Consider the following 23,423-nt stretch of genomic DNA (forward strand, 5'->3'; position numbering starts at 1 on the left):
CCGACAGCCGGTGACCGGCCGGTCGGGTGTCAGTCCTCTTCGAGGCAGACGGCGGTGAACTGGGAGGCGTCGACGGCGCCGGCGAGCGCGTTGACGGTCTCGGTCGGGATCGCGCGGTCGACGGACATGACGGCCAGCGCCTCGTCGCCGGTAGAGCTCGGCGAGACCTGCATGCCGGCGATGTTGACTTCGTTGCGGCCGAGCGCCTGACCGAACATGCCGATGATGCCTGGGCGATCCTCGTACTGGAAGATGAGCATGTGATCGGCCAGCGGCATCTCCGTCTCGAACCCGTTGATGCCGGTGAGCTTCTGCACCTGCTTGGGCCCGGTGAGCGTGCCGGAGACCGAGACCCTGGAGCCGGCCGAGGTCGCAGCGGTGAGCGTGATGACATTGCGGAAGCCCTCGACGACCTCACTGGTGCGCAGCTCGACGCCCACGCCGCGCTCCTCGGCGAGCATCGGGGCGTTGACGTAGGACACCGGCACGGACACGACGTCGCGGAACAGGCCCTTGAGGGCGGCGAGCTTGAGGGCGGAGACGTCCTTGGAGGAGATCTCGCCCTGCACGCTGACGGTCAGGTGAGTGACCGAGGAGTCGGCCAGCGCCGAGGTGACACGGCCCAGGCGCTCGACGAGCGGGATGCCCGGTCGCACGTCGGGGTCGATGGCCCCGCCTGCGACGTTGACGGCATCGGGCACGAGCTCACCGGAGAGCGCCAGGCGCACCGATTTGGCCACGGCCACACCGGCCTTCTCCTGCGCCTCGACAGTCGAGGCGCCCAAGTGGGGGGTGACGTTGACGCAGTCCTGCTCCATGAGTGCGGAGTGCTCCGGCGGCTCAGTCGCCCATACGTCGATGCCGGCGCCGGCGACCCGGCCGTCGGCGACGGCCGCGGCGAGGGCCTCTTCGTCGACGATGCCGCCGCGGGCGACGTTGACGATGCGCACGCCCGGCTTCGTCTTCTCGAACGCCTCAGCGCCGATCATGCCGATGGTCTCCGGGGTCTTGGGCATGTGCACGGTGATGAAGTCGGAGCAGGCGAAGAGCTCATCGAGCTCCATGACGGTCACGCCCATCTGTGCGGCGCGGGCCTGCGTGATGTACGGGTCGTAGCCGACGAGCTTCATCCCGAAGGCCCGGGCGCGCTCGGCCACCAGCCCGCCGATCCGGCCGAGGCCGATGATCCCGAGCGTCTTCTCGTACAGCTCGACGCCGGTGAGCTTCGAACGCTTCCACTCCCCTGCCTTGAGCGAGGAGTTGCCGGCGCCGAAGTTGCGGGCCGAGGCGAGGATGTGGGCCATCGTCAGCTCGGCCGCGGAGGTGATGTTCGAAGTGGGAGCGTTGACGACCATGACACCGGCGCGGGTGGCGGCAGGCACGTCGACATTGTCGAAGCCGACACCGGCGCGGGCGATGATCTTGAGCTTGGGTGCGGCGCTGATGGCCTCCTCGTCGAGCTGGGTGGCCGAGCGGATGAGGATCGCGTCGACGTCGGCGATCGCGGCGAGCAGCTCGGCGCGGTCGGCTCCGTTGCAGCCGCGCGTTTCGAAATCAGGCCCCAGGGCGTCGATGGTGGCAGGCGACAGATTCTCGGCGATGAGCACCACAGGCTTGGTCATATTTCCTCCTTGCAGCGGCGCCGGCTCGTAAGCGTCGCGATGTTCCAGATGAGTCGGTTTGCCGCGCCTGCGTGCGCGCAGGGCCGACGGCATGCGCTTCCTATCGTAGTGACCCGGTCCGCGGGCGTTCGCAAGGGGTCAGATGATAAGAACGGCTCACCTGATAAGAACGGCTCACCGTCGCCGAGGCGGTGCCCACCGGGGCCGAGGCGGTGCCCACCGGGGCCGAGGCGGTGGCCGCCTCAGTCCAGGTGGCGGCCACCTGTCTGCCGGGTGGGTCAGAATCCGTTGGGTCCGTATGGGGCGCGTTCGAGGGCGAAGAGCTCCCGGGCGCGCACTGCGGCGTCCTCGGTGTGCTCGGTGATCCGGCCGGCCCGGGCGAGGATGACCGGGTCAGCGCCGCCTAAGTAGATCGAGCCGAGTTCGGCGACGCCGAGTTCGAGGTCGACAGCATGCGATGCCGAGACCGCCTCGACGGTCGCCGATCCACCGGAGGCGGTGATGGAGAACGTGCCGTCGGCGAGGTTCATGTCATCGCGCACCCGGATCGTCAGCTGACCGGCGACCGGCCACGGGCGGGCTTCGAGGGCCTTCTCGACGTCGAGCACGCGCAGCCATACGGCGTCGTGCTGGTCTTTGATCTTGACCCGGCGCGGGTTGTCGACCAGCCACGGCAGCGGCGACGTCTGGGCGGCCTCATCGTAGACGACGCGGTCGACGAGGTCGATGGCGGCGACGAAGGCCCACAGCGAGGAGTAGGCGGCATCCGAGACCGCGATGAGGTCGATGACCTCCACGGTCGGCGGGTCGGTCTTCCAGCCCTTGAACTTGTAGCTGACGTAGCCGTCGGGGTTGCCGTCCTCGTCGTAGTGCAGTGCCGCACGCACGTCGCGGTCCTCTTCCCCGGTCTCAGGGTTGACGGTGCCCGAGGCCATGTCGACATAGGCCTGCTGGCGCTCGATGGCACCGGGTGAGCGCTGCATGAAGCGCTCGTAGATCTGGGGGGCGAGCTCGGTCAGCACCGAGGCCGGGCACATCTCGACGCGGCGGTCGGGTTCGCAGGCGAGCTTGAAGCCCGGGGAGGTGTCGATCTCGACAGTCGACATCCACGTCGAGGTGCCGAACCCGAACCGCGTGTAGATGCCGCCCTCGGTCACGGTCAGCGCTGCCAGCGGGTAGCCGGCTGCCTTCGCCTCGGTGAGGTTGGCGGTCATGAGCGAGCGCAGCAGCCCGCGCCGGCGATGTGTCGGTCGCACCGTCACCCAGGTGATGAGATGGGTGGGGATGAGGCGGCCGCCGCCGACATTCATCTTCTTCTCGAAATGCGCAAACGTCGCCACCGGGGTGTCCGGCTCATAGGCATACGGCAGGTTCTGGTCGGCGTAGACGGCCGTGAGCACCCGCTTGTCGGCGATCGTGCGGCGGGCCTTCTTGACCAGCGCCTCGTCAGTGAGCTTGCGGTCATGGAACCCGGCGGTGACGATCTGCAGATAGGCAGCAGTCTGTCCGTCTGGCACACCCTTGTCGTCGACGACGGGCTCGAAGGTTTCGAAGCGGTAATCAGTCACGACACAACACTAGCCGAATCTCACCCTCCTGCACCCGAAAGCCACCCGCTGCGACCGGAACCCAGCCGCTGCCTCGGGAGCAACCCGCTGCACCCGGAACCCAGCCGCTGCACCCGGAACCCACCCGCTGCACCCGGAACCCAGCCGCTGCACCCGGAACCCACCCGCTGCCTCGGGAGCCGCAACACAGCTGCGGCCCGGCCCATGCGGACCGAGCCACAGCTGTCGACCGTCAGAAACCGGCAGAGGCTCTCACCGGTTTCGGCCGCGGACATCACCGCTGGATCAGCGCGCGGCGGTGCCTTCGGTGTAGTCGTCGTCGGTGTCCTTGAGCCACGCGAACATCTTGCGCAGCTCCCGACCGGTCGACTCGATCGGGTGCTTCTCCTCCTTGGCGCGCAGCTCGTTGAACTCCTTGGCGCCGTTCTTCTGGTCGTCCATGAAGCGCTGGGCGAAGGCGCCGGACTGGATGTCGGCGAGCACGGCCTGCATGTTCTCCTTGACCTCCGGGGTGATGACCCGCGGGCCGGAGACGTAGTCGCCGTACTCGGCGGTGTCCGAGCACGACCAGCGCTGCTTGGCGATGCCGCCTTCAACCATGAGGTCGACGATGAGCTTGAGCTCGTGCAGCACCTCGAAGTAGGCGATCTCCGGCTGGTAGCCGGCCTCGGTGAGGGTCTCGAAGCCGTACTGCACAAGGTGTGAGACACCGCCGCAGAGCACAGTCTGCTCACCGAACAGATCGGTTTCGGTCTCCTCGGTGAAGGTCGTCTTGATGGCACCGGCGCGCAGGCCACCGAGGCCCTTGGCGTAGGAGAGCACGGTGTCCCAGGCCTTGCCGGACTCGTCCTTCTCCACGGCGACGAGCACGGGCACACCGCGGCCGTCGACGAACTCGCGGCGCACGACGTGGCCTGGGCCCTTCGGTGCGACCATGATGACGTCAACACCCTCGGGCGGGGTGATGTAGTCGAAGCGGATGTTGAATCCGTGGGCGAAGACGAGCGTGTCGCCGGGGCTCAGCTGATCCTTGATCTCGCTGTTGTAGATGTCGGCTTGGACCTGGTCGGGGGTGAGGATGACGACGACGTCAGCCCACTTCGCGACCTCGGCAGGGGTGCCGACCTCCAGGCCCTGCGCGCTGGCCTTGTCGCGGCTCTTCGAGCCTTCGGACAGGCCGATGCGCACATCGACGCCGGAGTCGCGCAGGCTCAGTGCGTGGGCGTGGCCCTGCGAGCCGAAGCCGATGACGGCGACCTTCTTGCCCTGGATGACGGATAGGTCAGCGTCGTCGTCGTAGAAGCGCTCTGCCATGGGATTTCTCCTTGTGTAGGTGTCAGGTGGAGCTGGTCAGCGGCGGGTCACCCGCCGCCGGGTCTTGTCTCAATCGTAGTGCCGGAACCTGAGACGGCCGCCTGGGTGTCCGGATTCTGTCAGATGGTCTCGCAGTGCTTCCGCGCCCGAGGCGGTTCTCCCGTGCCCCGGGCGGTTCTCCCGTGCCCCGGGCGGTGGTTCCGTTCCCGAGGCGGTGGGCACCTGGTCTCACACGCGCGGGGCCCGGTCGGTCATCGACTTCGATCCCCGGCCGATGGCGACCGTGCCGGATTGCACGATCTCCTTGATGCCGAAGGGTTCGAGCACCTGGCGCAGCGCATCGAGCTTGCTGCGCTCGCCGGTGGCCTCCACACAGATGGTGTTCGGGCCGACGTCGACGATGTGCCCGCGGAACATCTCGACGGCACTGGCGATCTGGGGCCGGGCGGCGGCGTCGGCCCGGACTTTGAAGATCATGTGCGCGCGCCGGACCGAGGCCTCGGGTTCGAGCTCGACGATCTTGATGACGTTGACGAGCTTGTTCAGCTGCTTGGTCACCTGTTCGAGGGCGACGCTGCCGACGTCGACGACGACGGTGATGCGCGAGAGCTCCTCACGTTCAGTGGTGCCGACAGCCAGTGAGTGGATGTTGAAGCCGCGCCGGGCGATGAGTCCGGTGAAGCGGGTGAGGACACCCGGCTTGTTCTCAACGAGCACAGAGAGGGTGTGACGGCTCATGCCTGACCTTCCTCCTCTTCCTCTGCGCTGAAGTCCGGGCGCAGATCGCGGGCGTACTGGATCTCGTCGTTGCTGACACCGGCGGCGACCATCGGCCACACCATCGCATCGGGCGGGACGGTGAAGTCGATGACGACCGGTCTGTCGTTGACCTGAAGTGCCTGCTCAACGGCCGCGTCGACGTCTTCGTTTCGCTCGACCCGCAGGCCGAGGGCGCCATAGGCTTCGGCGAGCTTGACGAAGTCGGGCACTCGCGCGGTGTTGTGGCCGGTGTTGAGTTCGGAGTGAGAGTAGCGGCCGTCGTAGAACAGCGTCTGCCACTGCCGGACCATGCCCAGTGAGGAGTTGTTGATGATTGCGACTTTGATCGGGATCTTGTTGATGACGCAGGTGGCCAGCTCCTGGTTCGTCATCTGAAAGCAGCCGTCGCCGTCGATCGCCCACACCTGCCGCTCCGGCTCGCCGACTTTGGCACCCATGGCTGCTGGCACGGCGTAGCCCATGGTGCCCAGGCCGCCGGAGTTGAGCCATGAGCGGGGGCGGTCGTAGGTGACGAACTGGCTGGCCCACATCTGGTGCTGGCCGACGCCGGCACAGTAGATGCCCTCGGGTCCGGTCAGCGCGGAGATCCGCTTGATGACGTACTCGGGGTCGCACAGCCCTTCGCTGTTGTGCTCGTATCCCAGCGGGTAGGTGCTCTTCCACGAGTTGAGAACCTGCCACCAGGCTTCGTACCCGGTTTCGAGCACCTCGGGCTGGTGCTCGCGCAGCTCGATGTGCAGCTGGCGCAGCACCTCGGCGGCGTCTCCGACGATCGGCACATCAGCGAACCGGTTCTTGCCGATCTCGGCTGGGTCGATGTCGGCGTGGATGATCTTGGCGCGCGGGGCGAAGGAGCTCAGATCGCCGGTGACCCGGTCGTCGAACCGGGTGCCGACGGCGATGAGCAGGTCGGCCTTCTGGAAGGACGCGACTGCGGCGACGGTGCCGTGCATGCCCGGCATCCCGAGATGCTGGTTGTGAGTGTCGGGGAAGGCCCCGCGTGCCATGAGGGTGGTCACGACCGGGATCTTCGTCGCCTCAGCCAGCGCAAGCAGCTCCTCTTCGGCTCCGGCGCGGATGACTCCGCCGCCGATGTAGAACACCGGCCTGCGGGCACCTGCGATGAGCCGGCCTGCCTCGCGGATCTGTTTGGCGTGCGGCTTGAGCACCGGGCGGTAGCCCGGCAGCTGCGGCTCTTCCGGCCAGACATAGGGTGCTGTGCTGGCCTGGGCGTCCTTGGTGATGTCGACAAGGACCGGTCCGGGGCGTCCGGTGGAGGCGATGAGGTAGGCGGACACGATCGCCTGCGGGATGTCCTCGGCTCGGGTGACGAGGAAGCTGTGTTTGGTCACCGGCATCGTCATTCCGACGATGTCGGCCTCCTGGAAGGCGTCGGTGCCGAGCATGTTCGAGGCCTGCTGGCCGGTGATCGCCATGATCGGCACGGAGTCCATGTGCGCATCGGCGATCGCCGTCACGAGGTTCGTGGCTCCGGGCCCGGAAGTCGCGATGCACACGCCGACCTTCCCGGTGGCTGCGGCGTAGCCTTCGGCGGCATGTCCTGCGCCCTGCTCGTGGCGGACGAGCACGTGGTTGACCTTCTCGGAGTCGAGCAGCGGATCGTAGGTCGGCAGGATGGTGCCGCCGGGAAGCCCGAAGACCGTGTCGACGCCGAGGCGCTCAAGGGTGCGCACGACTGCCTGTGCGCCGGTGAGCATCTCCGGTTCGTGATAGTCGCTGCGCCTGGCCGGGGCGGGGGGCGCCGGGCTCGGCGTCGGCGGCTGCGGAACGGCCTGTCGGGCCGGTTGCGGTGCCGGGGCGTGGGATCCCACGGAGACTCCTTTGGTCTGGTCATAAAAAACGCCCCGTACCGGTTCGGTATGGGGCGCGCGGATCGTCGTCAAGCGACAGCTTACGGGTGAACCGCGCGCTGCATAATAAGGACGACGAGAATGTTGTTCATGACCCCCATGATTACCGGCGGCGATGGGCATGTCAAATGCCGACCGATATCGTCCGCCTGGTGGGACGACTATGATTGCAGTGATGGAATGCGCTCATTACGATGCCGGTCGATGCCGGTCCTGCACCCTCCTGCCGCTGTCCTCCCACGTCCGGGTGCGGCGTTCGCAGGCTGAGATCGCGCGTCTGCTGGCGCAGGCGACCACCGCCTCGGGCGCGGTGTCAGCAGACTGCCCGGTGCCGGAATCCGCGATCGCCTCGGGCACGCCGCCGACCAGCACCTCGGGCGGGGCGACCGGTATCCGCTGGCTGCCGCCTGCCACCGGCCCGGATGCCGGCTTTCGGAACAAGGCGAAGATGGTCGTTTCCGGCACTGTCGACGCCCCTGTGTTCGGGATCCTCGACGATGCCGGCGCCGGCATCGACCTGCGTGACTGCCCGTTGTATCCGCAGGCGATCCACCGGCTGCTCGACGCGGTGCCTGCACTCATCCGGCGCGCGCAGATCCCGCCCTATGACGTCGCACGGCGCCGCGGGGAGCTCAAGCACCTCATCATCACCGTCAATGACGCCGGTGAGCTCATGGTGCGCTTCGTGCTGCGCACGCCCAAGCCGGTGGAGCGGATCCGGGAGCACCTGAGCGTGCTCACCGCAGCGGTGCCCGGGGTGCGGGTGGTGAGCGCGAACATCCACCCGCAGCACTCGGCACTGCTCGAAGGCGCCGAGGAGATCCACATCGCCGGCGACCGGCACCTGCCGATGCGCCAGGGCAGGGTGTCGCTGCAGGTGCTGCCGCGCTCCTTCGTGCAGACGAACACGGCAGTGGCCGGGCAGCTGTACGAACAGGTTGCGGAGTGGGCTGATGAGATCGAGGCCCGCCACCGTCTGGGCACTGCTGACTCCCGACCAGGTGGCACTGGGGCGGCTGACACCGGGTCACCTGGCGCCGGCGGTGGTGACGGCGCACTGCGAATCTGGGATCTGTACTGCGGCGTCGGCGGGTTCGCTCTGCACCTGGCCGCGCCGGGGCGTGCGGTCACCGGGGTCGAGGTCTCCGCTGAGGCGATCGCCTCGGCGCAGGCAGCCGCCGCCGAGGCGGGACTCACCGCCGATTTCGTCGTCGCCGATGCTTCCGACTGGGCCGGTGAGCAGGACGTGCTGCCAGACGTCGTCGTGGTGAATCCACCGCGGCGCGGAATCGGTGCGCTGGCCGGCTGGCTGGAGGGCTCGGGGATCTGCGATGTCATCTACTCCAGCTGCAATCCCCGCTCACTCGCCCGGGATCTCAAGCAGATGCCCAGCTATCAGGTGACGGCAGCCCGGATGCTCGATATGTTCCCCCACACAGCCCATGCCGAGGTGGTCGTGCAGCTGCGGCGCACGACGGAAGCAGCCTAGTCACGCGCCCGACGCGCCGTGCCACATCCGGTGCTCAGCGCCGGGCAATCCGATAGACGAGGCCGCCGGAGCCCTCGGCTGACAGCCACGCTCGTTCGAAGGCCTCCCGCGGATAGACCGCGCGCACACCGGCGTCGATCGCCCGGCCGGGATCATGGACGCGGACATCGCCTGCGGAGGTGACACCGGTGATGATGAGCAGATGCCCAGCCGTCGGGTAGCCGGCCTGGGGCAGCTGCTCGGAGGTGAAGGACACGGAGGCGATGAGCACCTCCCCCGCCGCCAGCGCCTCCTCGGCTTCCCGCATGCTGGCCAGCGCGTCGAGCCGTGCGTCGAAACCCTGCCCGTTCGCCCAGGCGACGTTGAACGCCCAGTTCCCGGTACCACCGTACGTGCGATCCCAGACGCCGCGGATCGTCGGGTGGACGCGGCCCGGTGCGTCCTCACCGGCAGGAGACGACACTCCGGAAGCGTCCAGCCCGGCGTGCGCGCCGCCTGCGGACAGCCATTCCATCACCATCGTCAGTGACGTCGGTGAGCACCAGCTGTCGGCCTGCGCGTAGCCGTCGAGCACCCCGCAGGCGTGCTGGCTGATCTGCGGCAGCCGGTGCTCGATGTCGATGCCTCGCGGAGCCGAAGCGGTGATCTCCGCACCCGGCCGGGCTGGCCCGCGGGTGAGGGCGTCGATCCAGTGCACGGTCACAGGTGCTGAAGCTGCCGTCGCGGCAGGCACGGCTCGGACTGCCAGATCGACGACCCGGGCCGGTCCGCCGAGTGCGGCGGTGTCGACGATGACGGTGTCGGCGTCGGTGCGCAGACCGTGGACCTGCTGGGCGGTCAGCGACGTCGACTCCCCGGTCCCCTGACTCGACCAGTAGGCCACGGTCACCCAATCGGAGAACGCGCCGGCCGCCTCGGCAGCGGCGCGCACCCGGATCTCAGCAGTGATGCCCGGCGGGGTGTCGATGTGCCAGAACGGGATGATCTGCGTGCACGGCTTCACGTGCAGGCGCACCGTTTCTGCGGTCTCGGAGCTCATGCCAGCCAGCGTAACCGACGCCGCCGTCGGCGCGTTCGCGTCTGAGCAGTCAGGGTGCGGCGCCGCGGCGTGATTCTGCCACCAGCAGGCGGAGCGGGTGAAGAAGTCCGCTGCGCATCCGTGCAGGTGCCCGAAACTCCACTAGGCTGATGAATCATGCGCTCACTGTGGAGATTCTGGCCTGACGTGCGAGCGCGGCTGGGCGTCTACCTCTTCATCTTCGTCCTCACCCTCGGATCGATGGGCATCGCCCTGCTCGTGCCGATGATCACCGGCTGGATCGTCGACGGGCCGATCGCCCGCGGTGACTTCGCCGGCATGCTCGCGCCCCTGGCCCTCATCCTGCTCATCGGCATCGCCGAGGCGGCCGCTGTGTGGCTGCGCCGCCGGCTCATCGCGCCGATCACCTCCCGTTGGGAAGTGCTGTGGCGCGAGCGTCTCTACGACCGGCTGCAGTACGTTGCCGTCGGCGTTCACGACGCATGGCCGGCCGGTCAGCTGCTCTCCCGCGCCGTCAACGACCTCTCCCAGCTGCGGCGGTTCTTCGCCTTCGGCCTGCAGTTCCTCATCGCCAGCCCGCTCATCGTGCTCGGCGGCGGCATCATCCTTGCGTCCCTGCACCCGTACTTCGGCATCATCGCCATCGCCGCCGCCGTCCCGACCGTCACCGCCATTGCGGTGCTCGAGCGCCGCTACCGGCTGGCCTCCCGCAGCGCCCAGGACACTATGGGCGAGATCGCCACCGATGTCGAAGAGGCCGTTCAGGGCATCCGCATCCTCAAGGCCTTCGGCCGCTCTCCCTGGGCGGCGAAGCGGTTCCACGTCCTGTCGGAGCGCCTGCGCGGCTTCGAGCTGACGAAGGCCTATGTCGATTCGTGGATGTTCGGGGCTGCGATCATGATCCCGGTGCTTGCACTCACGGCGATTCTGGCCGTGGGCACCTGGGGTGTGATCGGCGGGTGGATGACCGTCGGACAGGTCATCGCCGCACTGACGGTGACGATGTTCCTGCGCATGCCCATCGAGATGGTCGGCTTCCTGCTCGCCGACTTCCTCATGTCGGTCACCGCCGCCAATCGCTACTGGGAAGTCATGGATCTTCCCTTCGACATCACCGACCCCGACGGCGAGATCAGCGAAGACCCGCGGCCTTACAGCTACGCCGGACACATCCGCTTCGACGCGGTCGAATACCGCTTCGCCGACGCCGAGGAGCCGATCCTCACACACATCGACCTCAACATCGCACCAGGTGAGACACTCGCCCTCGTCGGTGCAACCGGCACCGGAAAGACAGCACTGGCCGCACTGCTGCCCCGCCTGCAGGACGTCACAGCCGGCTCCATCACCCTCGACGGCACCGATCTGCGCGACTACCGGATCAACGAGCTGCGCCGCATCGTCTCCGTCGCCTTCGAAGACCCGGTGCTGTTCTCCACGACCGTGCGCGAGAACGTTGCCATGGGTCTCAAGCACGCCGATGGCCGTGCACTCCCCGCTGCGGGAACCGCCACCTCGGGAACGGCGACCAGCACCTCGGGAACGGCGACCAGCACCTCGGGAACGGTGACCAGCACTTCTGGCGCGGGAGACGCCCATGACCCCGACGCCGAGGTGTGGGACGCGCTTGAGATCGCAGCGGCAGCCGATTTCGTACGCCGGCTGCCCGACGGTCTCGACACCGAAGTCGGCGAGCAGGGCCTGTCGCTGTCGGGCGGTCAGCGCCAGCGGCTGGCACTGGCGCGCGCCGTCATCGGCAAGCCCCGGGTGCTCGTCCTCGACGACCCCCTCTCCGCTGTCGACGTCGACACCGAGGACCGCGTGCAGACGGCACTGCGACAAGTGCTCGGCGATTCGACGACACTCGTCATCGCCCACCGGCCCTCCACCGCCGCTCTGGCCGACCGGGTGGCGGTGCTCGAGGGCGGACGGATCACCGACACCGGTACCCACGACGAGCTGCTGGCCCGCAACCGCCACTACCGCGACCTCATGGGTGCCAGCTCACATGCCGCTGCCGAAACTGAGGAGGTGCGCCGATGAGTCCCGCACAACCGGACCGGGCCAATGACCCGGAGATCGAAGAGCTGCCGCCGGACATCTCCCGGCGGGCACGCAGACTGCTCGGCTCGCTCATCCGCCCCCACCTGACACTGGCCGTCGTCCTCATCGTCTCGATCACCGGCGGCGGCATCATGAGCGTAGCCGGCCCGTTCTTCGTCGCCCGCGCGATCGACGAAGGGCTGCCGGCTGCGCTGGACGGCGACACCAGCCCGCTGGTCGTCGCGATCGCCGCGGTCGCGCTGACCGGCGTGGCCGATGCTGCAGCGACCTGGCTGAGTATCCGCCTCAACGGCAGGCTGAGCCAGAAGATCCTCTTCGATCTGCGCGGCCGGCTGTTCACACATGTGCAGCGTCTCGACCTGCGCTATCACGAACGCTCGACCTCCGGCCGGCTCGTCTCCCGTCAGACCTCGGACATGGAGTCAGTCCAGCAGTTCGTCTCACAGGCCCTCAACGGCATGGTGCTCTCGCTGCTGACAATGTCGGCGATCGCGGTGACGCTCGTGGTCATGAACGTGCCGCTGGCGCTCGTGGCGTTCGCCGGGTTCATCCCGCTCGTCTTCCTCACTGTCTACGCCCACCGGCAGCAGCGCTCCGCGTACCGGCGCACCCGCACCTCGATCGCCCGGGTCATCGTCCAGTTCGTCGAGACGATGGGCGGGATCCGTGCTGTCCAGTCCTTCCGCCGGCAGCGCCCGGGTCTTGCGCGGCTGACCGGCGAGGACGCCGTCTACGCGCAGGCCAACACCGATGCCCTGCACGGCGTGGCGACATTCGCCGGCGGCACCCGCCTCATCGGCAACCTGTCGCAGACCGGGATCATCCTGCTCGGCGGCTGGCTCGTCATCAGCGGCTACACCCAGCTCGGTGTGCTGGCAGCATTCCTGCTGTACCTGCGCCGGTTCTATGGCCCGCTCGATGAGCTCGTGCAGTCCTTCAGCCTCTACCAGTCAGCCTCGGCTGCCCTGGAGAAGATCACGGCAGTCCTCGATGCCGAGCCTGATGTCGATGCACCGGCAGATCCGCAGCCGCTGCCTGAGCGGCACACCGGCACCGGCCGGTCGATCTCCTTCGATGATGTCAGCTTCGCCTACGACTCCGAAGGCCCCGAGGTGCTGCCGGCCTTCGACCTGGAGATCCCCGCCGGGCAGATCGTCGCTGTGGTCGGCGCAACCGGTGCCGGCAAATCGACTCTGGTGAAGCTGCTGACCCGCATGTACGACCCATCGACCGGTACGGTGCGCCTCGACGGGGTTGATGTGCGCGGGATCGACGATGCTCAGCTGCGGCAGTCACTTGTCATGGTGACGCAGGAGTCGTATCTGTTCTCCGGCACGATCGCCGACAACATCCGCATCGGCAACCCCGATGCCACAGACGCCCAGGTCCTCGCCGCCGCCGAGGCGGTGGGCCTGGATCCGTATGTGCGCAGCCTGCCGGAGGGCTACGACACGGACGTGAAGAAGCGCGGCGGGCGGTTGAGTTCGGGGCAGCGGCAGCTGGTGTCCTTTGCCCGTGTGTTCCTCGCCGATCCCGATGTCATCGTCCTCGATGAGGCGACTGCGCACCTCGATATCCCCTCCGAGCGCCTGATCCAACAAGCATTGGCGCGCGTGCTCGAAGGCCGTACCGCGATCATCATCGCCCACCGCCTGTCCACGGTTGAGATCGCCGACCGGGTGCTCGTCATGGACGCAGGCCGCGTTGTTGAAGACGGCACGCCAGCAGCGCTCATCCACGGCGACAGCCGATTCGGACGCATGTACTCAGCCTGGCAGGACAGCTTGGCGTGAGCCGCAGCCGCTCATCGCAGCAACTGCCGGCTCGCGCTTGTGGTCCAGTGCCGGTCTGTCACGCTGCCGGCAGGTCGATGATGAGGTTGAGCATGGAGGACTCGATGGTGCTCAGCTGGGCACGTGTCTCTCCCTCACTGGCACCGGCACCGGCAGCTGCACTGTCACCGGCACCGGCGCTGGCACCGGTGCTTGCGTCGTCGCAGGCCGGTATTTTGGTGCGCGGTCCGTCGCGATGACGGCCATCGCGGCCGCGCTTCTCTCCTCTGGCCTGTGATGCGGTGGTCTCCGGGTTCTTGGCCACCGGCGATTTCGGAGGAGACGTGATCGGGATGGTACGACTCGTGTACTCCTGACCCGACGGGGTGCGCACCGTCAGCGCATCCGGGGTGGCTGTATGCCGCCAGCCGGGATTCTCCTTGGCGTAATTGCAGGCTGCACACAGTCCTGAGGCGTTCGCCCAGCTCGTCGCGCCACCGGTGGCATGAGGCGTCGCATGGTCGATATGGCGGATCGGTGCATCACACCACGGCGACCGGCAGACATCGTCGCGGCAGATGACCATCCGCCGCAGCCCGTCGTTGAAAGTCCGGCGCTTGGAGTCCATCGCCACCAGCTGGCCGGTGTCCGGCTGCGTGAAAAGACGGCGCAGGTAGACCGCTCCCGAGGTGTTCTGCAGCAGCCGGCGCGCGAAGGCTGCAGAGAGAGGCCCATGACCGGGCAGGCAGGCGGGGATCGTGCCATCGCTGATGAGAGCCTCGTCAGTCATTATGAGCTGGATCTCGACGGAGATATCGGTCGCAGATTCCTGACCCGTCAGACGGGTGATGAAGAGGTCGGCAGCCATCTGTGCTCCCGTGCGCTGCCCTGATTCGCCCGTGCCGACCATCACCGACGCGGCCTTCTGCAGGGCCGCATACGCTGCCACGGCTTGCGGCATCGGAACGAAGGCGGTCAGGTCTGCCATGTTCCCCGGTGCCGGACGGACCGTGATGTGCCGCTGCTTCTCCTCGTACTCCATGTGTTCGACCGTGGCTGCGGGATCCGCGTGCTGTGCCATGCGGCGGGCTTCGCCAGTCAGGCGTTTGAGGCCGGTGCCGACGAAGAGCTCCTGCAGCTGAGCATCGATCGAGTGGCGCAGATGCGAGGGCAGCCATGCAATCTCCCGGAAGACAGCTCGCGCCTTCTCCTCGGAGATCTCCCTTGCTTCCAGCGCGCGGAACGTGCACGGCATTTCGCGCATGAGCACCTGGGCGAATTTCGCAAACCGGCTCCCTCGGGAAGGAGATTCCTGCCGGGCGAGAGCGATCTCGGCTCCGAACCCACGACAGCGGCGATGGGCAGGAACCCCGGTGGCCTTCTCGGTGACGAAACGGCGGTCGATCGCAGCATCGGTCTCCCGCACCTGATAGGCGGTGATCGCGGCTTTGAGCCGCTCGGCCTGGTTCATCCGCTCGAAGGCCTCGGCATCGTCAACGAGCGTCGGGGCTTGGGAAAACGCCACGATGAGCCCCTCGATGTCCATGGCATCGAGCGGTTCTCCACGACGTGTCCTCTTCATACCCCAAACGCTACGCTGAGGCACTGACATCGCGTTCTCACCTGGGGAAATGCCGTTCTGAAGCAGCGTCCTGAGGCAATGGACATTCGCCACCGCTTCTACAATCCCACCCGGTGCGACATCGGCCAGTACGATCTCATGGGGCACCTCGAGCGTGGGCCTGCACCCCTGTCAGCAACTGTGGCGCTACCGCTGGCGGTGGACAGGATTCCAACCGCCAGCAACGCGGCTGAGAGGCACTTCAGCATGTCTACTCGCCCATGGTGTTCCTCCATGACCCCGCAGACACGCCATCCTCACCTTCGCGCCGCTGGCCCTCGGCGGGCTGTGGGCTGCCGCAGTCACAGTCGCTTCAGCGAGGCGGAATGCTCAGCCGCGGCCGGGGAACGGCATGCCCGAGGCGGTCAGCGTCAGCTGATCGACCGTCGCCTCCAGCGGCAGCTCAGCGATACCGGCGATCATTCTCCCGGCGATCTCAGGATTGAAGCTAGGCTCAACCCGCCTCGACCCATCGGGCTGGAGAGCGCCGTCACCGGCGCCGATGGCGGTGAGGATCTCAGTGGCGGCATTGCCGATGTCGACCTGAGTGGCGGTGATCCGGTGCGGCCGGCCCTCGATGATGATCGCCTTCGTCAGCCCGGCCACCGCATGCTTGCTCATCGCATAGGCCACCGAGTGCGGGCGCGGCACCTGCGCTGAGATCGAGCCGTTGTTGATGATGCGCCCGCCGCGTTCGCGCATAAGGTCGAAGGCAGCACTGGCGCAGTAGAACGCGCCGGTGGCGTTGACGTCGATCGTCTGGGCAACCTCACCCCAGTCCGCTGCTCCGACGTCGGCGGCCGGGCCGAACATGCCGGCGTTGTTGAAGAGCACATCGAGACGGCCATAGGTCTCTGCGACCTGCGCGAAGGCCGCGCGCACCGCCTCGGGAACGGCGATATCTGCCTCGATGGCCAGGCAGCCGGGCGCACCGTCGAGGGTCTCCTCCAGCTTCTCGCGGCGGCGACCGAGGGCGGCGACGTGCCAGCCGCGGGCGATGAGCGTGCGGGTAACCGCGCGGCCAATGCCGCTGCCGGCGCCGGTGATGACGGCGATGCAAGTGTCCATGCCACCAATCTAGCCGCTGCCCGGCCACCGGCAGCCGGTGACGTCATCGTGGACTGGCCGACTTCGACGAGGAACGACAGGCTCATGGCGACCGCCAGTGCCGACCAGCTGTGGGTGGCTGCGATGGAGTCAGGGTCAGCGCCAGGACGAAGGCGATGCAGGCGAGCCATGCGGCGACCACTCCCCCAGCGTCTGCCTTGCACTCTGAACTGCTCCGCGCCGACACCATCGCCGGCTTCAACGACCCGTCGTTCGACGGTGAACACGAAGCGACCATCATGCTCCGCGGATGTCGTCGGTATGTAGGCTGCCATCTATGGCTGCTACGTCACCGTCCTCCTCCTGGCCGCCGCAGGTGCCGGATGCTTCTCCGCCCTGCCGATTCGCGCCGCTGCCACCGGCGCACAGACCATCACGTGGTGACTACTCGCGCCCGCCATCGCGAGGCAGACACTCCCGATGAGGATTGAGCAGCACGAGCCCCTTATCCCCGCACTAGCCGCACATCACTTCACGGACACGATCGTAAATGGGGAATGATTCCACACGCCGTTCTTGAATACCAGGTTCACGCCACCCGACGAATCATCCACACGACAGAGCTCGGGCTCACACCCTAATACCGGTCCCCGAGAGAAATAGCGGATACCTGCGCCAATACGAACGACGGGCTGTTCGACAGATACCACAGTCGGCGCTCTGAAACTCACTGGAATCTGCTTGCCATTCACGCACAGCACCGGAGAAGCAAACATTCTGATGAACCAGCCATTCATCCAGTGTGTCTTCACGTTCACGCGTACATGATTCATCCTCGCACCTCTTCGACATTCGACAGTGAGCGAGATTCCCGCACATCAAAGCGATTCCATAAGGCGCAATCTTGCAGCTTCACCGTAGGCCCCGTTGCCGCAAGCACGGCTCCGATCATCACAAAAGCGAACGACCACAATCCAATCAGGGCGATAAACATTCCATGAAGCAAGACAGCCAACCACAAACATAGGATCCAACCTAATTGAATATGCAGCAGTCCATCTTTCCACTCAGGCGCCGATCCTGTGCCTTCATAACATTTCCTCTTCGATTTTTCATAATTGTGGTTCGGGCCGTGTGCAACTACGCCCTGCCTTCAACATTGACACATCCCAACCAGGTCCACCATTGGCCTTTCGTAGAGCTTCTACGACTTTCGTCTCCCCATGTCGAGTATGTCGATGACAGCCAGCTCAACGACCGCTCCCGAGGCGGTGGCTGGGCTCCAGCCACCGCCTCGGGAGCGGGTGCGCGGCACCGGCACAGGTGCCGGAGTCGATCAGGAGGGCCCGATCAGGTGGTCACGGCGCCGACCGAGGCCGACTGGACGAGCTTGGCGTACTTGCCGAGCACGCCGTGCAGGCGCGTGTTCTCGGGCATCTGCCAGTTCTCGCGGCGGCGGGCCATCTCGTCCTCCTCGACGTGCAGGTCGATGCTGCGGGCGGCGATGTCGACGGTGATCCTATCGCCGTCTTCGACGAAGGCGATCGGCCCGCCGTCAACAGCCTCAGGGGCGACGTGGCCGATGCACAGACCGGTCGAGCCGCCGGAGAACCGGCCGTCGGTGATGAGCAGGACGTCCTTGCCGATGCCAGCACCCTTGATCGCGCCGGTGATGGCGAGCATCTCGCGCATGCCCGGCCCGCCCTTGGGTCCCTCGTAGCGGATGATGACGACGTCGCCGGGCTTCAGCTCGCCGTTCAGCACCGCGTCCATCGCCGGCTGTTCGCGGTCGAAGACGCGGGCGGTGCCTTCGAAGACATCGGCGTCGAAGCCGGCGGACTTCACGACCGCACGCTCCGGTGCCAGCGACCCTTTGAGCACGGTGAGCCCGCCGGTGGCGTGGATCGGGTTGTTCAGCGCGCGCAGGATCTTGCCGTCGGGATCCGGCGGGTTGATCTTCGCAAGGTTCTCCGCAACCGTCTTGCCGGTGACGGTCATGCAGTCGCCGTAGAGCAGGCCGGCGTCGAGCAGGGCCTTCATGATCACCGGTACCCCGCCGATCTTGAACACGTCGTTCATGACGTAGTCGCCGAAGGGCTTGACGTTGCCCAGGTGCGGGACCTTGTCGCCGATCCGGTTGAAGTCATCGAGGCTCAGGTCGACCTTGGCCTCGTGGGCGATGGCCATGAGGTGCAGAACGGCGTTGGTCGAGCCGCCGAAGGCCATCGTCACCGCGATCGCGTTGAGCAGCGATTCGCGAGTGATGATGTCGCGGGTGGTGATGCCCTGGCGCAGCAGGTTGACCACGGCGGATCCGGATTCGCGGGCGAAGAGCGTGCGGTTGCGGTGGATGGCCGGCGGGGCGGCTGAGCCGGGCAGGGACATGCCCATCGCCTCGGCGGCTGAGGCCATCGTGTTGGCGGTGTACATGCCACCGCAGGCGCCCTCGCCGGGGCACACGGCTCGTTCGATGGCGTCGACATCGGCTTCGGTCATCTTCCCGGCGCGGCAGGCGCCGACAGCTTCGAAGGCATCGATGAGGGTGACTTCGCGTTCGGTGCCATCAGACAGCTTCGCGGTGCCGGGCATGATCGAGCCGTTGTAGAGGAACACGCTCGACAGGCCGAGCCGGGCGGCGCCCATGAGCATGCCGGGGATCGACTTGTCGCAGCCGGCCAGCAGCACCGAACCGTCGAGCCGCTCGGCGGACATGACGGTTTCGACCGAGTCGGTGATGACCTCACGTGAGACGAGCGAATAGTGCATGCCCTCATGGCCCATCGAGATGCCGTCGGAGACGGAGATGGTGCCGAACTCCAGCGGGTAGCCGCCGGCGTTGTGCACGCCTTCCTTGGCGAAGCCGGCGAGCTTCTCCAGGGTCAGGTTGCACGGGGTGATCTCGTTCCATGAGGAGGCTACGCCGATCTGCGGTTTGGCCCAGTCCTCATCGCCCATTCCGACCGCGCGCAGCATGCCGCGGGCGGCAGCCCGCTCCAGGCCGTCGGTGACGTCGCGGGAGCGGGGCTTGATGTCAACGCCGTCGGCGACGCTGCCGGACTGCGGGTTCTCCACTGCTGATTCCTCGTTCACTGTGCTCATGAGGGCAGTGTAGGTCGCCGCCTCGATTCCGCCACCGGGTGCCCCACATGACGGACAGCGCACCCGGGATCCTGCGGGACCCGGGCCCGAGGCGCCGGTCACCGCAGGTTTTGGGCAAGGCTTTCATGCCGTTTTGCCCCGGTGCCTCAGGAGACGATGTTGAGCGGCTGCTGCCCGTCGTTGATACGGCGGACCTGCTCGGTGAGCATCTGCACGATGCGCGGCTCGAACGCGGTCGTGTCCCCGCCGATGTGGGGAGTCAGCAGGGTGTTCGGGGTGCCCCACAGCGGGTGGTTCTCCGGCAGCGGCTCGGGATCGACGACATCGAGGGCGGCCTGCAGCCGGCCGGAGCGCAGCTCCTCAACGAGCGCATCGGTGTCGACGACGGCTCCGCGGGAGACGTTGACGACGAGTGCGTTGTCCGGCAGCTGGGCGAGGAACGCGGCGTCGACGAGGTGGTGGGTCGCCTCGGTCAGCGGGGTGATGAGGATGACGACCTCGGCGTGCGGCAGCAGCTTCGGCAGCTCGTCCGGCCCGTGCACCTGGCCACGGTCATCGGCGCGGGCGCGGGACGCGACGCGGGTGAGCTCGATGTCGAAGGGCTCTAACCGGGCGGCGATCGCATCGCCGATCTCCCCGACACCGACGATGAGCACCCGGCGGTCCTGCAGGGAACGCCTGCGCCGGTGGTTCCAGGTCCGCGAGGCCATGTCGCGGACGGCTGCGTCGATGCCGCGCAGCTTGGCGAGCACTAAGGCGACGGCGAGTTCGGCGGTGCCGCCGGTGTGCACGCCCGAGGCCGTGGCGACGGTGTAGCCCTCGTCGAGGAGGTGGGCGACGGGGTCATAGCCGGTGGTCTGCAGCAGCACCGTCTTGAGGTTCTCCAGCTGCGGGATCAGCTCGATCGTCGGTCCGGAGTCGGTGTAGGGCAGGATGAGGACGTCGACGTCGTCCGGGCTGGTCTTGTCGGACTTCTCCTCAGCGGAGTACACGACGAGGTCGACGTTGGCGCGCTGATGAGCCGGGATCCGGGCAATGACCCGGTCGCGCAGCTCGGAGTCGGGAAAGGCGATGGTGCGGATGCTCTGGGCGCTCATGACAGTCTGCGTGCTCATGCCGCCATTGTGTCATCCTTCCCCGCCCGGCAGACAGGGGCGCGCGGCTCAGCTGCGGAGCAGTTCGGCGAACGGCGTGACGGCGTTCGGGTCGAGTGCGTCGACCGGTCCGCGGCGCACCGCCGGCGGCGCCGACATCTGCGCGGCGCGCTGCTTTCGGTCGCCGGCGTGCTGCTGTTCTTCCGTCTCCTCTGCCGTCGCTGGGCGCAACGCGTGCACGAGGCCTGCCAGTTCGGCACCGGCTGCCGTGATCCGTTCGGCCAGGCCGCCGCGCTCTCCCATGCCCGAGGTGTCCGCACCCCAGTCGTCGGTGGCGGCGAAGACCGCGGTCGGGACGATGATCGCCTTGAGGTAGCTCAGCAGCGGGCGCAGGCTCGTCTCTGCCGCCAGCGAATGCCGGGCGGTGCCACCGGTCGAGCCGATGAGCACCGGGGTGCCGGCGAGCGCGGCATCGTCGATGAGCTGGAAGAACAGCGTCTGCAGCCCCACCGGCTGACTCTTGTAGATCGGGGCGACGGTGATGAGCGCATCGGCGCGCTGCACGGCGGCGAAGGCGTCCTCCAGGGCCGGCGAGGGCAGCCCGGAGACGGTCATCGTGACCATCTCCTTGGCCAGGGTGCGCAGATTGATCTCGGTGACCGTCACCTCGGGCGCGGTGGTCTCCAGCGCCGAGGCGGTGGCGGCGGCGAGCCGGGCGGCCAGCCGCGAGGTCGTCGAGTCCTCGCTCAGGCCGGTGGCGACAGTGAGGATCTCAGGCATCGGCGTCCTCCTCTGCGGTGGTGTTCTGTCGGCCGCCGGGCACCGGATCGTTGCCGGCGCGGCGGCGTTCGACGAGCCAGTCGTGGGTCGGCGAGTCGGGCACATCGGCCGGGCGGGCGGCGTCCATCTCGAGGCGGATGGCCGGGGCGACCTCGGTGCCGAGGATCTCGACCTGGCGCAGCACGACGTCATGGGGCAGGCCGGCGTGGTCGATGAGGAAGAGCAGTCGCTGGAAGTCCCCGGCCCATTCGCGCATGCCGAGATAGCGTTCGATGACCTGTTGCGGGGAGCCGACGGTCAACGGTGTCTGGGCGGTGAAGTCCTCCAGCGACGGGCCGTGGCCGTAGACCGGTGCGTTGTCGAAGTACGGGCGGAAGAACTTCACGGCCTCCTGTGATCTCTCATCCATGAACACCTGCCCGCCGAGACCCACGAAGGCCTGTTCGGCGGTGCCGTGGCCGTAGTGGGCGTAGCGCTGCCGGTAGAGGTTGACCATTCGGGCGGTGTGGGATTCGGGCCAGAAGATGTTGTTGTGGAAGAAGCCGTCGCCGTAGTAGGCGGCCTGTTCGGCGATCTCCGGGGACCGGATCGAGCCGTGCCACACGAACGGCGGCACGTCGTCGAGCGGGAACGGGGTGACTGTGTAGCCCTCCAGCGGGCTGCGGAACCTGCCCTGCCATGAGACGTTCTTCTCCCGCCACAGCCGGTGGAGGAGGTTGTAGTTCTCCACCGCCAGCGGGATGCCCTGGCGGATGTCCTTGCCGAACCACGGGTAGACCGGTCCGGTGTTGCCCCGGCCCATCATGAGCGAGAGCCGGCCGGCAGACAGGTGCTGGGCCATCGCGTAGTCCTCAGCCATGTTGACCGGGTCGTTGGTGGTGATGAGCGAGGTCGCTGTCGACAGCCGCAGCGTGGTGGTCCGCGCGGCGATATTGGCCAGCAGCACCGGCGGGGTGCCGGGGGCGACGAAGGGCGGATTGTGGTGCTCGCCGACGGCGAAGGTGTCGAGTCCTGCCTGTTCAGCAGTGGTCGCCAGTTCGATCATGTTCATGACCCGCTGGTGCTCGCTCGGCGCCTGGCCGGTGTGCGGGTCCGGTGTGACGTCGCCGATCGAGAAGATGCCGATTTCCACGCTGCTCGCCTGCCCCTAATGGTTTAACTTTCAATTACAACTATCGTAACACCCTGTCCAGGGCGGACATTCCATGCTGAGGCATCTCTCCCTCGCACACGCTGTGGCGAGAGCATCGGCGAGATGTTCGAAGTCGGGCAGCTCGCACACGGTGGCAATGATCACGCTATGAGCGCGGAGCAGGAGCCGCACCCGCCTCGGGCGTGTGACGGGGACTGCGATGGGGAGTGTGAAAGCCGGCGATCGCGTCCCGGGTGGGCATGAGGCCGGCGCGGGCCGGCCGTCGGCGGTTCACCCGGGGACGAATGCGGTGATGATACTGAACCCGGGCCGATGCGCAGCAGGATCACCCAGGCTGAATACGAGAAAGCGCGCAGGGGCGCGAGTGTGATCACCATGGACGAGTGTGGTCACCCCAGGTGCCACCCGGTCTTGCGCTCATGGTCGTGAGTGCACTCCGGCGTTCCTGTGAGCCGGCTCAGGCCACTGGGCGTGAGCCGGCCGACAGGAGGCGTGCGTTCAGCCGACGAGGGGGCGATTCGGCTTCCCCATCAGATCCACAGGGCGGGATCTTCGAGCTTCCACTCATTTGCTTGGCGGCCGCCGCGGGGCTGCCGGACCGTGGCGGGGATGCCGACGGCCGTAGAGCCCTCCGGGACGTCCTTGACGACGACGGCGTTCGCTCCGACCGAGGAGCCCGAGCCGACGGTGATCGGACCGATGATCTTCGCACCCGCGCCGACCATGACGTTGTCGCCGATGGTCGGGTGGCGCTTGACCTTCTCCATCGTCGCCCCGCCGAGAGTGACCTGGTGATAGAGCATCACATCGTCACCGATCTCGGCGGTCTCGCCGATGACGACGCCGTTGGCGTGATCGATGAAGAAACGCCGGCCGATCGTGGCACCAGGGTGGATCTCCACGCCGGTGAGCGTGCGCACTGCCTGGGACAGCAGGCGAGCCGGAACCTTGCCGGCTTCGTGCTGCCACAGCTTGTGGATGCCGCGATGCGCCCAGATGGCGTGCAGACCCGGGTAGCTGATGAGCGTGACGAGGTCGTTGCGGGCAGCCGGGTCGCGGCGCTTGGCGGTGTCGAGATCCTCGCGCAGGGCCTGGCGGAATCCCGGCCGG

Annotated in this window: 17 protein-coding genes; 3 read left to right on the forward strand and 14 right to left on the reverse strand. The window is 67.3% G+C overall.

The annotated features are described in order from the left end of the window. Window positions 1-29: 29 nt before the first annotated feature. From serA to M3B11_RS11925, 5 genes are all read right to left on the reverse strand, one after another. Entirely contained in the window at window positions 30-1,622 is a 1,593-nt protein-coding gene (serA, locus tag M3B11_RS11905) for a phosphoglycerate dehydrogenase (protein WP_259877640.1), read from the reverse strand. Between the two features lie 278 nt (window positions 1,623-1,900). Then, the gene (locus tag M3B11_RS11910; RefSeq protein ID WP_259877641.1) at window positions 1,901-3,190 is read right to left on the reverse strand and encodes a GNAT family N-acetyltransferase; all 1,290 of its coding nucleotides are present in this window, start codon (window positions 3,188-3,190) and stop codon (window positions 1,901-1,903) included. A 285-nt stretch (window positions 3,191-3,475) separates the two neighbouring features. Further along, a complete protein-coding gene (gene ilvC, locus M3B11_RS11915) occupies window positions 3,476-4,504 on the reverse strand; it encodes a ketol-acid reductoisomerase (protein ID WP_217007084.1) in 1,029 nt (342 codons plus the stop codon). Window positions 4,505-4,732: 228 nt separating this feature from the next. Next, a complete protein-coding gene (ilvN, locus tag M3B11_RS11920; protein ID WP_165882485.1) occupies window positions 4,733-5,242 on the reverse strand; it encodes an acetolactate synthase small subunit in 510 nt (169 codons plus the stop codon). Beyond that, a complete protein-coding gene (locus M3B11_RS11925) occupies window positions 5,239-7,002 on the reverse strand; it encodes an acetolactate synthase large subunit (protein ID WP_396121572.1) in 1,764 nt (587 codons plus the stop codon). The genes ilvN and M3B11_RS11925 overlap by 4 nt, the downstream gene beginning before the upstream one ends. Window positions 7,003-7,330: 328 nt before the next feature. Between M3B11_RS11925 and M3B11_RS11930 the strand changes: the two genes are divergently transcribed. After that, window positions 7,331-8,644, forward strand: a complete 1,314-nt coding sequence (locus M3B11_RS11930; RefSeq protein WP_259877646.1) for a methyltransferase domain-containing protein — start codon at window positions 7,331-7,333, stop codon at window positions 8,642-8,644. Window positions 8,645-8,678: 34 nt separating this feature from the next. Here the strand turns inward: M3B11_RS11930 and M3B11_RS11935 are convergent, their stop codons facing one another. Further along, window positions 8,679-9,683 (reverse strand): C39 family peptidase, encoded by a 1,005-nt coding sequence (locus M3B11_RS11935; protein WP_259877647.1) that lies wholly within the window; start codon window positions 9,681-9,683, stop codon window positions 8,679-8,681. Between the two features lie 156 nt (window positions 9,684-9,839). On the opposite strand from M3B11_RS11935, the gene M3B11_RS11940 reads away from it, so the two are divergent. Next, complete coding sequence (locus M3B11_RS11940) at window positions 9,840-11,726, forward strand: ABC transporter ATP-binding protein (protein ID WP_259877648.1); 1,887 nt, start codon at window positions 9,840-9,842, stop codon at window positions 11,724-11,726. After that, entirely contained in the window at window positions 11,723-13,540 is a 1,818-nt protein-coding gene (locus tag M3B11_RS11945; RefSeq protein ID WP_259877649.1) for an ABC transporter ATP-binding protein, read from the forward strand. The genes M3B11_RS11940 and M3B11_RS11945 overlap by 4 nt, the downstream gene beginning before the upstream one ends. Window positions 13,541-13,598: 58 nt before the next feature. Here M3B11_RS11945 and M3B11_RS11950 read toward each other — a convergent pair whose 3' ends face one another. From M3B11_RS11950 to epsC, 8 genes are all read right to left on the reverse strand, one after another. Beyond that, entirely contained in the window at window positions 13,599-15,101 is a 1,503-nt protein-coding gene (locus M3B11_RS11950) for an HNH endonuclease (protein ID WP_259877650.1), read from the reverse strand. 369 nt (window positions 15,102-15,470) lie between these two features. Further along, window positions 15,471-16,208 carry an SDR family oxidoreductase gene (locus M3B11_RS11955; RefSeq protein WP_259877651.1) on the reverse strand — a complete coding sequence of 246 codons (738 nt, stop codon included), beginning with the start codon at window positions 16,206-16,208 and terminating at the stop codon, window positions 15,471-15,473. A gap of 506 nt (window positions 16,209-16,714) precedes the next feature. Further along, entirely contained in the window at window positions 16,715-17,005 is a 291-nt protein-coding gene (locus M3B11_RS11960; protein WP_259877652.1) for a hypothetical protein, read from the reverse strand. A 532-nt stretch (window positions 17,006-17,537) separates the two neighbouring features. Further along, entirely contained in the window at window positions 17,538-19,286 is a 1,749-nt protein-coding gene (ilvD, locus tag M3B11_RS11965; RefSeq protein WP_259877653.1) for a dihydroxy-acid dehydratase, read from the reverse strand. Window positions 19,287-19,432: 146 nt separating this feature from the next. Next, complete coding sequence (locus M3B11_RS11970; protein ID WP_259877654.1) at window positions 19,433-20,401, reverse strand: 2-hydroxyacid dehydrogenase; 969 nt, start codon at window positions 20,399-20,401, stop codon at window positions 19,433-19,435. A gap of 48 nt (window positions 20,402-20,449) precedes the next feature. Continuing rightward, a complete protein-coding gene (locus M3B11_RS11975) occupies window positions 20,450-21,160 on the reverse strand; it encodes a CE1759 family FMN reductase (protein ID WP_259877655.1) in 711 nt (236 codons plus the stop codon). Next, on the reverse strand, window positions 21,153-22,292 hold the full coding sequence (locus tag M3B11_RS11980; protein WP_259877657.1) for a CE1758 family FMN-dependent luciferase-like monooxygenase: 1,140 nt from the start codon (window positions 22,290-22,292) through the stop codon (window positions 21,153-21,155). The genes M3B11_RS11975 and M3B11_RS11980 overlap by 8 nt, the downstream gene beginning before the upstream one ends. A gap of 551 nt (window positions 22,293-22,843) precedes the next feature. After that, on the reverse strand, window positions 22,844-23,423 hold a 580-nt coding region (gene epsC, locus M3B11_RS11985), incomplete at its 5' end, for a serine O-acetyltransferase EpsC (protein ID WP_396121571.1).

The organism is Brevibacterium sp. p3-SID960 (genome assembly GCF_025144725.1).
Classification (GTDB): Bacteria; Actinomycetota; Actinomycetes; order Actinomycetales; family Brevibacteriaceae; genus Brevibacterium.

Coding starts and splice junctions, on each gene's coding strand:
- M3B11_RS11975 (WP_259877655.1), bottom strand. CDS start 21,160: ATGCCTGAGATCCTCACTGTCGCCACCGGCCTGAGCGAGGACTCGACG.
- M3B11_RS11970 (WP_259877654.1), bottom strand. CDS start 20,401: ATGAGCACGCAGACTGTCATGAGCGCCCAGAGCATCCGCACCATCGCC.
- ilvN (WP_165882485.1), bottom strand. CDS start 5,242: ATGAGCCGTCACACCCTCTCTGTGCTCGTTGAGAACAAGCCGGGTGTC.
- M3B11_RS11955 (WP_259877651.1), bottom strand. CDS start 16,208: ATGGACACTTGCATCGCCGTCATCACCGGCGCCGGCAGCGGCATTGGC.
- M3B11_RS11925 (WP_396121572.1), bottom strand. CDS start 7,002: ATGCTCACCGGCGCACAGGCAGTCGTGCGCACCCTTGAGCGCCTCGGC.
- ilvD (WP_259877653.1), bottom strand. CDS start 19,286: ATGAGCACAGTGAACGAGGAATCAGCAGTGGAGAACCCGCAGTCCGGC.
- serA (WP_259877640.1), bottom strand. CDS start 1,622: ATGACCAAGCCTGTGGTGCTCATCGCCGAGAATCTGTCGCCTGCCACC.
- M3B11_RS11935 (WP_259877647.1), bottom strand. CDS start 9,683: ATGAGCTCCGAGACCGCAGAAACGGTGCGCCTGCACGTGAAGCCGTGC.
- M3B11_RS11945 (WP_259877649.1), top strand. CDS start 11,723: ATGAGTCCCGCACAACCGGACCGGGCCAATGACCCGGAGATCGAAGAG.
- M3B11_RS11950 (WP_259877650.1), bottom strand. CDS start 15,101: ATGAAGAGGACACGTCGTGGAGAACCGCTCGATGCCATGGACATCGAG.
- ilvC (WP_217007084.1), bottom strand. CDS start 4,504: ATGGCAGAGCGCTTCTACGACGACGACGCTGACCTATCCGTCATCCAG.
- M3B11_RS11930 (WP_259877646.1), top strand. CDS start 7,331: ATGGAATGCGCTCATTACGATGCCGGTCGATGCCGGTCCTGCACCCTC.
- M3B11_RS11940 (WP_259877648.1), top strand. CDS start 9,840: ATGCGCTCACTGTGGAGATTCTGGCCTGACGTGCGAGCGCGGCTGGGC.